Origin of the sequence: Paenibacillus ilasis (assembly GCF_043195395.1) — a bacterium.
In the GTDB taxonomy this organism is placed as follows: domain Bacteria; phylum Bacillota; class Bacilli; order Paenibacillales; family Paenibacillaceae; genus Paenibacillus_AQ; species Paenibacillus_AQ lautus.
Genome location: NZ_JBHDJG010000004.1, coordinates 141,584 through 155,382, shown reverse-complemented (window position 1 = coordinate 155,382; position 13,799 = coordinate 141,584). Strand labels below are relative to the sequence as shown.

5 protein-coding genes and 1 pseudogene are annotated in these 13,799 nt (G+C 48.9%); 2 read left to right on the top strand and 4 right to left on the bottom strand.

From position 1 onward, the window contains the following. Positions 1 to 206: 206 nt before the first annotated feature. Complete coding sequence (locus ACETK5_RS28130; RefSeq protein WP_394059223.1) at positions 207 to 3,614, top strand: S-layer homology domain-containing protein; 3,408 nt, start codon at positions 207 to 209, stop codon at positions 3,612 to 3,614. A gap of 343 nt (positions 3,615 to 3,957) precedes the next feature. Here the strand turns inward: ACETK5_RS28130 and ACETK5_RS28125 are convergent. After that, a pseudogene (locus ACETK5_RS28125) lies at positions 3,958 to 6,116 on the bottom strand (serine hydrolase domain-containing protein). A 290-nt stretch (positions 6,117 to 6,406) separates the two neighbouring features. Here ACETK5_RS28125 and ACETK5_RS28120 point away from each other — a divergent pair. Next, the gene (locus tag ACETK5_RS28120) at positions 6,407 to 8,200 is read left to right on the top strand and encodes a response regulator (RefSeq protein WP_394059221.1); all 1,794 of its coding nucleotides are present in this window, start codon (positions 6,407 to 6,409) and stop codon (positions 8,198 to 8,200) included. Between the two features lie 133 nt (positions 8,201 to 8,333). Here ACETK5_RS28120 and ACETK5_RS28115 read toward each other — a convergent pair whose 3' ends face one another. From ACETK5_RS28115 to ACETK5_RS28105, 3 genes are all read right to left on the bottom strand, one after another. Next, positions 8,334 to 11,114, bottom strand: a complete 2,781-nt coding sequence (locus ACETK5_RS28115) for an endo-beta-N-acetylglucosaminidase (RefSeq protein ID WP_394059219.1) — start codon at positions 11,112 to 11,114, stop codon at positions 8,334 to 8,336. A gap of 94 nt (positions 11,115 to 11,208) precedes the next feature. Then, complete coding sequence (locus ACETK5_RS28110; protein WP_326118538.1) at positions 11,209 to 12,729, bottom strand: ABC transporter substrate-binding protein; 1,521 nt, start codon at positions 12,727 to 12,729, stop codon at positions 11,209 to 11,211. A gap of 116 nt (positions 12,730 to 12,845) precedes the next feature. Next, the gene (locus tag ACETK5_RS28105) at positions 12,846 to 13,793 is read right to left on the bottom strand and encodes a carbohydrate ABC transporter permease (protein WP_194540187.1); all 948 of its coding nucleotides are present in this window, start codon (positions 13,791 to 13,793) and stop codon (positions 12,846 to 12,848) included. Between the last annotated feature and the right edge of the window lie 6 nt (positions 13,794 to 13,799).

Genomic DNA, 13,799 nt, shown 5'->3' with positions numbered 1-13,799 from the left:
CCTCCCCTCCCATCATTCGTCCGGATTTTCATTTATGTGAGCAATTCATGCAAAATGCAACAGCCAATGTAGAGTTCTTGTAGAGATTTGCGTGATACAATTTCCATCAAATTCAACTCTAGCATAAGGAGGAATTGTAACTATCCAAGAAAAGACTGCTAATTCCTTTAATAGGCTAGAAATCATAAAATGAGAGGATGGGGAAATTGATCAAGCTTTTCAAGAAAAAACAGGCAGCATTATTCCTGAGCAGTATCCTGATCATTGGCGGTTTACCGGCAGGATTAGCTCCGAAAGTCGTGAGTGCTGCTGAACCGGTGGAGGCTTTAATCACCACATCGAGTGAAATCACCAGCTACAATTATATTGAAAATACAACGAAACCACTGGAAGTAGTTATAGATCCGGCAATTACGGTTTATGACTCGACGTACACTTTGGAAGCCGCTACAGTGGTTATTAAGAATTTCCAAAACGGTGATCAATTAGATTTCGATGATACTAATAAGATAACCGGGCTCTATAATGAAAAGAATGGTATTTTGACATTAAGCACCAATGCGTCGGCACAGTCTTCAGTTCAAGAATATACGGAGGCTTTATCTAATGTCAGATTCTCGACAACCTCCAATGTAACGACTGACAGAACAATTCAGTTTACGCTCGGAGATGCTCTTCCTTATGAAGCTAACGGACATTTTTATAAATATGTTAATAAAAAAACGTCAATTACTTGGGATGCGGCAAAGGCCGAGGCCGAGGGAAGTGAACATTTTGGACGGAAAGGGTATTTGGTTACTATAACGAGTGATCAAGAAAATACCTTTGTAAAGGAAAAGACCTTAGGTATCGGTTGGCTTGGTGCAAAAGATATCGAGCGGAATGCGGGTGTCCCTAAAAATACGGGCGACTGGCGTTGGGTAACGGGACCGGAAGGCTTGGAGAATGGCGGGCAAGGTACGCAATTCTATCAAGGTTATACAGGCAGCGGACAAAATATTTTATATACCAACTGGGATGCTGGCGAACCAAATGACTACGGTGGAACAGAATTCGTTGCCCATATCTTCGGACCCGGAACTCAAGCTGGGAAATGGAACGATTACTCCCCAACAAATAATACGGTAACTGGATACATTGTTGAGTACGGCGGCATGCCAGGTGATAACAATGTTCAGATCAGTGCCGAGAAGACCCTCTCTTTTGTAAATGTTACCGAGCTTACAAAAGCAAAAGCGGCAGCTGATCAATTAAAAGAAGAGGACTATGCTGAGACCGAATGGCTTGAATTCGAAAAAGCTTTGGAAGCTGCCAATACGGTCCTTAAAAATCAAAGTAAAACCCAAGGCGAGGTAGACGCAGCCCTGAAAGCGCTGAAAGATGCACAAGAGCAGCTGAAGCCCCGTGTAACAATCACGGAGCCGAGCGGCGATACAGTATATGTGGCAAAGCCTGAGTTTGAGGGGGTAGCCGCACAAGGCGCAAACGTCACAGCAGCTGTTTATGATAAAGACGGCAACCTTATCGGTACTCCTCAGGTCCAAGTAAATCCGGACGGTACATGGAGCTTTGCACCGGATCAAGAGCTGCCTGATGGCGACTATGTGGTTGAAGTGACTGCTGAAAAGGACGGCAAGACAAGCACGGAAAAGAAAAATGTGAAGGTAGATACCACAAAACCGAATGTACAGATCACTGAACCAAGCGGTGAGAAAGTCAACGTGGCCAAACCGGAATTCAAAGGTATAGCTGACAAGGATGCCAAGGTCATCGTTGAACTGACAGATGAGAGCGGTAAGGTAATTGAGACCCGCGAAGTGGAAGTAGACAGCAATGGAAATTGGAGCTTCACTCCGTCCGAAGACTTAAAAGACGGAAAATATACCGTCAATGTAACGGCAGAGAAAAATGGCAAGGTGTCCAAAGACTCCAAGGTCGTTACGGTAGACGCAACAGATGAGTCACAGTTATCGGGTCTAGAACTAAAACGTGGGGATGGAACACCGATTGCGATCTCTCCAGCCTTTAACGGGGGAGTGACCCATTATCAGGCTTCGGTGACCCAAGATGTTTACAATACAACCGTAACGCTGGCGACTTATGACCCGAACGCCACGATCGAAATCTCGCTTAATGGCGGGGCATGGCAAGGAATTCCTAACGGCTCTGCAAGTGATGAATTGCCGTTAGCATTCGGCACCAATACGATTGTTGTGAAGGTAACGGATTCCCAAGGAAATGTGACGGAATATACGCTGACCATCACCAGAGGGTCCAATGACAATAATAATAATGGAGGCAACAGCGGAGGCAGCACAACTCCTTCTACGCCGCCTACGACTACACCACCTCCTGTAGACTCTGGCGTGAGCACGTCCGTTAACGGTAACGACGGTGGGTTTGCCACAGGGAAAACAACCACTTCGGAAGGTAACAAGCAAACTTCTGTACAGGTAAACAGAGATAAGCTTGGCGATATTTTATCGAATGGAACAGGTCAGAAGCTGTCCATTCAATCTCCGAATGACGGAAATATGCAGGTTGATGGTTTAACGGCTGCGGACATTCGTTTGTTAGCCGATAAGGGAGCAAGCCTTGACATCGGAAATCCGTTAGCCATCTATCCGGTGCCTAGTAAGCAATTGGACTTGAATTCAGTGTCCGGACAGCTGGGAAATGCGGCACTCAACGATATCGCTGTTCATATCGATATTAAGCGCTCCTCGGAGACTGTGAGAAACAATGCCAAGAACAAAGCAACATCGGCAGGCTACCAGCTGCTGGTTGATCCGGTCGACCTGGAAATGACTTTTAGCCAGAATGGTAAGACCGTAAAATCCGGACAATTGAACGGATACGCTCCTAAATATATCGCTCTTCCGGAAGGTATTGACCCGAATCGAATTACGACAGGCGTTGTGGTCAATCCGGATGGATCGGTATATCATCTGCCAACTGTAGTTACTAAGATTGGGGATCGTTATTACGCGCAGATTCATGATTTGCGCAGCAGTGGTTCGTACTCGGTTATCTGGAATCCGCAGGATTTCGATGATGTGAGAACTCACTGGGCTCAAACGGAAGTGAACAACATCTCTGCTCGCCTTGACCTGCAAGGAAATGGTGGCAATACGTTCGCTCCGAATCGAAATGTGACCCGGGCTGAATTTGCGGAGATTGTTGTATTGGGACTTGGCCTAATGCGTCAGGAAGAGCCAAAAACAACATTTGACGACGTTACGGCAACTGCCTGGTACCGCAATGCGATCTCGATTGCCAGTGAATTCGGCATCGTACTCGGTTATAACGACGGCGCGTTCCGTGGTAACCAGACGATTACAAGAGAAGAAGGAATGGCGATGATCGCTCGAGGTTATCAATTGATCAAGCCAGGCCATGCAATTAGCGAAACCGAAATTAGCAGACTGCTCGCAGGCTATGAAGATGCGTTCCAAGTAGCAAGATGGGCCCGACCTTCCGTAGCAACCCTGCTGTCAACAGATATCGTCCAAGGAAGCGGAGATAAGGGCTTGACTCCGAAATCCACGATGACGCGGGCTGAAACGGTAGCCTTGATGCAGCGTCTGCTGCAAGTTACGAATTTAATCGATTAAATCAATAAGTATGAGTCTATGACCGGCAAGAGGCACTTTGAAAAAAGTGACCGCTTGCCGGTCATTTTTTTCAGTAATTAAATGCCCTACTAGGAGGTAGATTATGAACGTTTCACTTGCTATGCTCATTAGGCGTAAGCTAACCGGTACCGACTTCATCGGGTACGTAGTTTCGCAAATGGTCGATGCGATTGCGGGCGCTGCTATTCTGTACGCCATCATCGTCTCAGCGGGCATGCCCACAACGGAGCTTCATGCGTACCCCAATTCCATGAATCAACGGCAACACGACAAGAAAGCCGGCATCGGCCCTCGAATAAAGGGCGCGATGTCGGCTTTTAACTTAACGGCCAAACTCTTTATTGAATATTTTATCGTGAGCCTCCGCAACTTCCGGGGCTACCGAGTTGATGGCTGTTACCAGAATATGCTTTCCGCCTACAGGTCCGAAGGCTCTCGTCTCAAATCCGAAAGTTCCGCCGGCATGCCCCCAATAGGATTGCCCGTCCGAAGTTTTTCTTTCGTATATCCCTAGGCCGAATTTACCTATAGGTGAATCTACTGCCGTGAGCATCTGGTCCATCATCTCTTGATTCAGAAGCTCGCCGCCCAACAGCGCACTGAAGAAGGTGGTCAGATCCTTGACTGTTGAAACCATGTCACCCGCTGCATTTGCCCATGATTGATTCATTTCAGTCAAATCATACATATGACCTGATCTGTCCATATTATATCCTCTAGCATGCTTACCCGGAATATAGGAGCTGTTTTCCATAACGAATGTCTCCGTCAGCCCGAGCGGCTCGATGAACCGTTTCCTGATCTGCTCCGCATACGTATCCCCAGTGACCTTCTGAATAATTTGACCGGCTAGCAGTGTATTGGTGTTGGAATAGTTCCAGCCTTTCCCTGGCGCATATACAGGCGGCTTTGCAAGTGCCAAGCGGAGGAGTTCGTCAACGGCATAATAACGGAATGGATTTTGAGGCAAGGTCATGTCTCGCATATCATCATCTGTATAGCTCGCAATTCCGCTTGTATGGTTCAGCAGCTGACGAATCGTAATTTGGCTGCCGTCATACCCGTTCCCCTTTACGACCCCCGGCAGCCATTGTTCGACCGAATCATCCAGGTTTAATTGTTTCTCCTCAGCCAGCTGCAATACAACGGCAGCGGTGAACGTCTTCGTAATGCTCCCAATCCGGAATGAAAAATCCGGCTCTACGGGGCCTGGTACCTCGTAGCTGGCTGTACCAGTGGCATAAGACCAACGTTTCCCGTCCTTTAGCCCACCTCCCACGACACTTGGGACTTGTTTATTGGTTACCACCTGATCCATGACGTGTTTGACTTCTTCCCTTCGCTTGCTTTTCTTTTCCTCCTCCGTGAGTTCCTTTTTGGCTTCTACTGCGAATTCAGACGCTAAAATTTCAGGGATATATTTATCAGCATCGCCCAGTACATTGATATTGATCGAAATGGTATGTTGACCGCCTTCGGTTCCGCCTGCAAAGTTGGTGAATCCGGGAATGCCGCCGCCATGTCCCCATACAATGGTTCCGTCCGGCAGCTTTGTTTGGTGTATGCCAAGCCCATACTTTCCAAGAAAGGAGTCGGCTGTGCTGGTCAACATTTCCTTCAGCATCTCCGGTGTCAACAGCTTACCGCCCAATAAGGCGCGGAAAAACGTGGTCATGTCTTCCCCGGTCGAGATCATCTCTCCTGCGGCGTTCGTAAACGATGGGTTCAGCATGGTGATATCCACTAATTGATCCCCTGTGTTCAGGTAGCCGCGAGCATTTTTCTTCGGAATATCCGCCGAGCTGCCGGGAAGGAACGTTTCTTTAAGTTGAAGCGGTTCAATAATTCTTTTCTTTATCTGCTCCGTATACGTTTCCCCGGTGACCTTCTGGATAATAAGCCCCATAATAACCGTATTCGTGTTTGAATATGACCAGCCTGTTACGGGCTTTTGCTCCAAGGCTAGGTCAATTAACTGTTTGGCTGTATAATTATTTCCTGGATTTGTAAGTAATTGAGTCCTGAGCTCAGGAGTCAAATAGTCTGGAAGTCTGCTTGTATGATTCAACAATTGGCGAATCTTAATCTTATTTCCATCAAATCCATTACCGTGCACAACCCCGGAAGCCATTTCTCCACCGTATCATCGAGGCTTAGCTTCTTTTCGCCGGCAAGCTGCAAGGCAACGGTAGCAACAAACGTCTTCGTTGTACTTCCGATCCGGAAAGCGGAGTCGGCGTCTACCTTATGGTTCCTTTTGATATTCGCTTCACCGGAGGCATATGACCAGCTCGCCGTTCCTTTCTTTACAGTAACAATAACGCCCGGAATATGGTCGGCATTGGCAACTTTATCGATTGCTTGCTGGGTTGGTGTCTTAACTGCCGCATGTACGGTTCCATAAGCGGGGAATACCAGTGTACCCGCCAACATGGCTGTTAGAGTAAGCGCAGCTCCTTTTTGCGTGGTGAATGATTTCATAATGCATCGCTCCTATGATTTTGGAATGTTGTGTTCTTCACTCCTTCACCCTACCCCCGAGGTTGTTAAATCGGACAGTGATAAAACCGCCAAGCTTTGGATGACATCGTACTTGGACCTGTCACATATCCCGTATGACAAAGTGTCAACGGTTCATGTGACGTGCCGGCTGCAGCCAAGTTCTAACAACCTCCTCCATTGCTTGACGGATCGAGAAGTTATGGTGCATGATAGGTCTGAATTATTTGGAAATTGGTTTGCAAATAAATACAAGCAGGTGTACATCATCCGTGTTCTCCCTAATGAAAAAATGGTTCTGGTATGATTGGTTACTTGTAGCCATACGAACACTTTGGCTGGTTATTATCGTAAGCACTGCTATTGTCAATCCGTCATTGATCCATGCGTCGGTTTGGGTTGTACTTTCTTTTGCTCTGGCTCTTTATCTCATTCCCTTAACGGTACGCTATAGAAAAGAAGAACGGTATCTTGCAGTCGAAGTCACAACAGCAGGCTTGTTCCATCTCTATTTGGCCTACGCAGCACCGGAATTGTTGTGGTCTTTCATTCTATTCGTGATGATTATCAGTTTGACGAGCAGTCGAAGAAGCTATGTGTGGACAGGAATCCTCTGTGGAATCATATTCCCGATCTTGAACGGTTGGATGGCTAGTCGCCTCCCGTATGAGTATATCGTTAACTGCAGCCTTGGTTTTGCCATCGGCTTCGCGTTTAATATATTAATTCAGTCCCATAAGCAATCCCGAATTATCCAAGAGCAGAAGCTGCTGCTGGAGCAGCATATTAAGCGGATCGAGGAGCTTACGCTGATGGAGGAGCGCAGCCGGCTGTCACATGAGCTGCATGACACGATCGGCCATTCGCTTACGTCGCTCATCGTCGGCGTCGAATCACTCCGATCATCCGTACCGGATTCGCAAATCGAGAGAATTGATTCGCTTGTCGGTATCGCAAAGCACAGTCTCGAGGATATCCGAAAGCATCTGCACAAGCTCTCTCATACCACGTTAAGCCATTCGTTAAGTGAGTCGCTGTGGCAGTTAAGCGATTCGTTTATGAAATCGACAGGGTTAACTATCCATTTCCGTGTGATCGGAAGTGAGACTCTCGTTATGCAAAAAATAAACTTTAGTCTATATCGCTGCCTTCAAGAGTCTCTAACCAACGCCGTTCGGCACGGCCAGGCGAGCGTGATAACCGTTCAGCTGCATTTCGATAGTCAGCAGCTTCGATTACAGATCGAAGATAACGGCATTGGAATGGATAACATCCAATTCGGTTTTGGGCTCCATGGGATGAAGGAACGACTTGAACTGTTTAACGGCACGCTGTCCGTCCATTCCGGGTCTGGGCAAGGCACTATCGTCATATGTAATATTCCGCTGCAGACTGAGCCAGTACATGACGCGATCCGCCTGCTGATCGTTGATGACCAGGCGATCATCACGGACAGCTTAAAGCATAATTTGGAACAGCATGCCGAGTTTATCGTTGTAGGTAAGGCTGGGGACGGACGGGAAGCATTGGAGCATTGTGAGCGAACCCAAACGGATATCGTGTTAATGGATATTCGAATGCAGGGAATGGGCGGACTTGAAGCTTTACTTGAGATGAAACAGCGATGGCCTAATATGAAGGTTGTGCTCATGACAACGTTTGAGGATTCCTTGCAGGCTGCAACTGCATTGGAGCACGGGGCGGAAGGCTACATCCTGAAGTCAGTTCATCCGCGGGAAATGAAGGAAGCCTTGAAACTTATTTATAACGGAGGAACCTGGATCGACCAATCGGTCGCCGCACAAGTCTTCGAAGAGATGAAGCGTCAACGTGAGCAGTTGGAACGAATCGGCTCAAGTCAGGAAAACTACCCATACGGGCTTACGAAACGCGAGATGGAGATTCTGGAGAATCTCTCGAGCGGACTGCGCTACAAGTCGATCGCCGCCAAGCTATTTTTATCGGAGGGAACGATCCGTAATTACTGCTCGATTCTCTATTCCAAGCTAGGCGTCAATAACCGGGAAGAAGCCATACAAATGGCGCGCTCCGAGAATATCGTGTAGGTGCCATCTATACAAAATCTATGCATGCTGGGCTCGGGCCTTGACGGCGATTCTATGACGGGTCCTGACGATATGGGCAATCAAAAAAAGAGCGTTCCCCATTTAAGGGGAACGCTCTTTCAAGTCATCGGAATTATTTCAAACCCAGTACTTCAAAATCATAAATCCGCGCTGCCGTATCCCCGCCTTGTGTCGCCTTCTCTATTTGGAGACGCACATACTGTGCGGAGGTCAGTTCGATGGCATGGCTGCTGATCGCTTTCGTATTGTCCTTGACCGATACCGCATCCTTCCATTCCTTGCCGTCCAAGCTTACCTGAATGGAGAATGCCCGCGTATTGAACGCGGCCGGCTCGCCTCCGGCTTCGGCATGCTTGATCACGAATTCGCTGATCTTATGCTCGGCTCCCAAGTCCACCGTCAGCCAGTGAGGCCCGTCTCCGACAGCACACCACTTGGAAGCGGCATTACCGTCCACCGCAAATGGAGGTGCTTCCTTCTCGTTCACGAAGCTGGATGCTGACGTTTTTTTGCCAAGGGCAAGGTTGCCAACGCCATTCTCCGCTTCGCGTGTAACCGTAATGAGCTTCTTCCGAACCAAGTCCTTGCCAACGCTATTTGTAGCGGTTAGCGTCACTTCGTACGTTCCTTCCTCCGGATATGTTACTTTTGGATTCTGCTCCGTGCTGGACGCTGGCTGTCCACCCGGGAAGCTCCAGCTCCAGGATTCCGTTACTTCCGAGGAAAGATCCGTGAATTGTACCGTTTCTCCTGGTGCGATCAGCGTTTTATCCGCCTCGAAGGCTGCAACCGGCTTCGGATATTCCGGCCAGTCAAAGCTTATCGACGATGCTTTTCCTTGTTCGTAATGACGGTTTACCGGAATCACGACCATTTGGGTTGCCTGCTCTTTCAGCTGCCGCTTCATTTCCGGCACATAATATACGGTATTCCCCGTCATGCCCATCAACTCGTACTTGCCGTCCGGATGAACACGGTATACCTGGTAATACATGACGTCCTCTTCCTGTTTGGGTGCCTTCCAAGACAAGCGCGCATCACCATAGATCCCGTCGCGGAAATCGTTGTCGATGACCTTCAAATCGGTCACCGCGTGCGGTTTCTTCGCCTTGTCGTTCACCTGCGTAACCGCCAGACGGCCGATGTTGGCCCGATAATCCGCCTGATCCGCCGCGGACTCGAATTGAAGCGAGATTCCGGCGATCGTACGGCCTTTATACTTGTTCAGCTTGACGCTTCCCTGCTTCCAATCCTGATTCGCACCCGTGGCAGTCCACTTGCCAGGCTCGAAAAATTCGTACCGATCCGGCGCATCGGAGAATGCTAAACCAATCTTCACCTTGGCGTCCTTTGCATTGTCCGCATAGACGAGCGATACTTCGGTCGTCGCTTCCACCGGGATATTCGCCTTATACAGCTTAACATGGGTGGAGGAGTCTTTGCTTACGGCACCCACCACTTGAAGGGAGCTGCCTCCGTAGTAGGATTTGCTGAAATCAAATCCAGGCTTGAGGGCCTCGCCTTTACCGCTTAGCTCCGTGATCCAGCGCCAGGTTGGCAAAATATCCTGCAGGCTCCGATTGCTCCAGTCGCTGCTTCGCATCACTTTGCCGTCCACCGCAAACATATGGCCGTTTCCGGTATTGAAATGGGTGACGAATTCGGAATCGGTGAGCACGGTTTTGGCAACCACATCATTCGCAATCCCTCTCCATGCGAGCGGATCGGTTCCTTCAGGCTGCGAGGTATTGGCCGGGTTCATTCCGGGTCCTACCCAGAAGATCTGCTCCTTTTTCAAATACTCCTCATGGGTCTCGGAGCTGTTGAACGCCCAATCGGGGCGGTAAATGCCGAGGGAGGTCGTAGCTTTCTTGCCGTCCGGAAACACAACCGGCCAATTGAACTTGCCTTCGTAGCCGTTCGCCTCCACATCGATGCCAGCGTAAAGATCATACGGGCTGCGGCCAAGCTCGGCCGCTTTGGCCGGGGAGTTCAAGAACGGAGTGATGTAATCGTATTTGCCGTTCTTCTCGTCTTTGAACTGCCAGCGGAAATCGATAAACATATTGTCGGAAACCCGCTGATTTCCCTTTTGGAAGAACATCTCGTTCTTGTCCGTCAAAGCCCCCTGCCACTTCACCGGTCCCTCCTTGATCATGGAATCGTACCAGATCACTTCCATGCCCGGCGCTTTTTTCTGCTGAAGATACGTTAAAAATTGGGCCATCTTGGCGGCATCCTCCGGCGTTCCGCCCTGGGTTTCCTGATTGATGAACCAGCCGTCAAATCCGTAATACGTAGCAACCTCAATCAGTTTGTCTGCAACCGGGAACGATCCGTCCTCCCGCTGCTTTAACAGATCATGCATCCATTGGATCTTGCCCCCATGCTCGGTTTGCGGCAAGAAAACGGTTCCAAAAACAGGTACGCCATTCTTGTGGGCCGCGTCGATCACGTCAGCGCTTGGCGGAACGATCAATCCTTCGCCTGCCGAGCCGCCCCACATCACCAGCTTGTCGATATACTGCCAATTACTGAACGTATAGGTGTGGAACTTCTCCGAGCCTTGGGATGGAGCTCCGCTTGTACTTGGATACATGGAAGCAATCGATAGAACCTTCACTTCCTCCTTGGCATTACTGTTTACCTTATTGCCCTGGATACGCTGATCTTCCAGCTTCACCGTTCCCCGGTTAAAAAGTGCATCTTTATCCGTGGACGGCGACCATTCCAGCAGCGTGTTCGGATACCAATATGATGAGTATGGCTGTGCTGCTTCGGCTTCTCCAGCAAAACCTGCCAGGGACGCTGCCAGCACTGCTGTGCTCATCCATACCGTCATTTTCCGTTTCCACTGGGCTTTCGTTAAATAATCCGGTTTGATTCGTTTCAATGGAATAACCTCCTATATTTAAAGTTTCAAGGAATGACAGAGAGAAACGGCCGTGAAGACCAGCCGTTTCTACCCCTCATACCTTTTTGACGGATTACTTGTTTTGAGCTTTCCACTCATCAAACTGCTTTTGAGCTTCAGCGATAACTTTGTCAATACCAGCATCCTGGAACTTTTGTTTTGCTTTTGGCAAGTATTCTTCAGGATCGATGGAGCCGGTATACAGGGCAGGAATAAATTCCTTCGCTACGTTCGTGATAGCCGCAACCTCCGTTTTTACCGGAGCCGTGTCAAAGTTAAAGCCGAATGTAGGAGCTACTACAGCGGAGCTGTTAAACTTCTCGAACGCTTCCCACTTGTCTTCAGGCTCGCCTTCATGAAGATACGTCAGGAACATATTGCCGAGCGCAAATCCAGGCATGGCATAGCTTTCCTGCATAGCAGGCATATCTTCGATGTATGGCCCTTCAAGCTTCTTGTAGTGCGTGCCTTCCAAACCGTATTGAATCATATTGCGCAGTTTCTCATCCGTGTTCAGCAGGTTCAAGAACATCATCGCCCGCTCCGGATTTTTGGAGTACGAAGAAATCGCCATCATCGAGCCCGCTGCGGAGCTGGTGTAAATGACTGGATCATGCATCGGTCTCGTCACAATGTCATATCCCGCGTTTCTGGACCAGCCGAGCTCCGCGTATGGCTGCGTAATCTCGCGGTCCACGAGCCATTTGCCGGTTTTGATGTTATCAATACCATCCAGCGTCGCTACGTCCTCGCGCACATAACCCGCTTTATAGTATTTGCGCATCGTGGTCAGCGCCGATTTCAGTTCAGGTGAATCCAGCAAATTCACAAATTTAAAGTCTTTGGTGTCCAGGTACATACCGATCGGAATTTCATCGCCAAGCGGGAAGTCGACCGGCAAGTACGGCTTAAAGCCTTTCGGTACGGCAAGCGGCGTAATATCCGCAGGCTCGTTCTCTTTAATCGTTTTCAGAAGCGGTTCGAGATCCTCAAGCGTCGTTACATTGGAAATGTCCAAATTGTACTTATCCAGATATTTCTTATTGAAGCGCCATACAAACTGCTGTGCCAGTTCCTTGTTGGCCGGGATGCCATAGTTCACGCCGTTGACCTTCGTTCCTTCCAAGAAACGGGGGTCCAATGTTTCCTTAATGCCTTTTCCATACTGATCAAGCAGGTCATTCAGCGGCTTAAACGCGCCCTTCGCGGCATTTGGAAGATAATCGAACGCCCATGAGCTTGTGAAGGCAATATCATAATTCTCGCCGGAGCTTGTAATCACCTGCATCCGCTGGCTGTAATCGCCCCAGTCGATCATACTGATCTCGATTGTTGCATTGATTTTTTCCGTCAAATATTTATTGATCTCCTCTTGAACCACGGGAAGATCCTTCTGGTTAGGCCCGATCATGTACATTTTCAGTTTGACCGGATCCAGCTTGGAAACATCAACCGTGCCGTCGCTCTGAACGGCTGCCTCTTCCTTCGCAGGCTCGCCGGAATTAGCGCCTTCCTTGCTGCCGCAAGCCGACAATACAACCGTCAGCAGAAGCACAAGAGCAAGGGACAGTATAGAAACCTTTTTCTTAAACATGTGTTTTTCCCCCTGTATCACTTAATGGTTAATGCTATATTGGCACCGCTTACACACTTGGAACATCAAAGCCGGATTTCTCCGGCCGTGTGTGATGCGGGTACAACCTTATGAAATTAGCCTTTGACCGAGCCTACCGTCAGGCCCTGGACAAAATATCGCTGGAAGAACGGATACGCCATAACAATCGGCAGCGTCGCCAATACGACCATCGCCATCCTTACCGTCTCTGTCGGCAGGCCGGCTGCTGCATCAAATGAACCGATATTCTGCGCATTCTGTGTCAGAAAGTCCATATTCTTCTCAATCTTCATGAGCATGAACTGCAGCGGTGGTGTCGCCTGTGGATTGTTGTAATACAGCAAGGCGTTAAACCAGTCGTTCCAGTACCCCAAAGAGCTGAACAAACCAATCGTTGCAATCCCCGGCAGCGAGACCGGCAGCACAATTCGGATAAAGGTCAGAAACTCGCCGGCGCCATCGATTTTGGCGGACTCGATAATTTCATCCGGAATCGTCGTTTGAAAAAAGGTTCTCATGACAATGATGGAGAACGCGCTCAAGGATAAAGGAAATATCAACGCCCAGATCGTGTTTTGCAGATGCAGGAACTGGGTCATCACGATATAACCAGGTACCATACCACCCGAGAACAGCATGGTAAAGAATGCGAGGAAGCTGAAAAACCCTCTAAATTCAAAGTTTCGACGGGACAATGCATAAGCATAAGTCGTAACCAGCGCCAGACTCACCAGCGTCCCCAGTACCGTGACCAGGAGCGTTAAGCTGAACGAGGACAGCAACTCGCCTCCCGTTTCGAAAATATATTCGTACGCCGCCGTACTGAACTGACTCGGCAGCAGCCTGAAGCCTTCCAAGACCAGAGTCTGTTCGTCGGTCAAGGAAATAATAATAACAAATAGAAACGGAAAGATACAGGAGAACGAGAAGATGCCGATCACGATATTGAAAATCGTATTCCACAATGGGGAGATGGCGTTATAGTCTCTCTTCTTTGAACGCTTTGCCGGCTGATTCGCGGTTTGCGTTGATAGCTGCGTCATGAACGG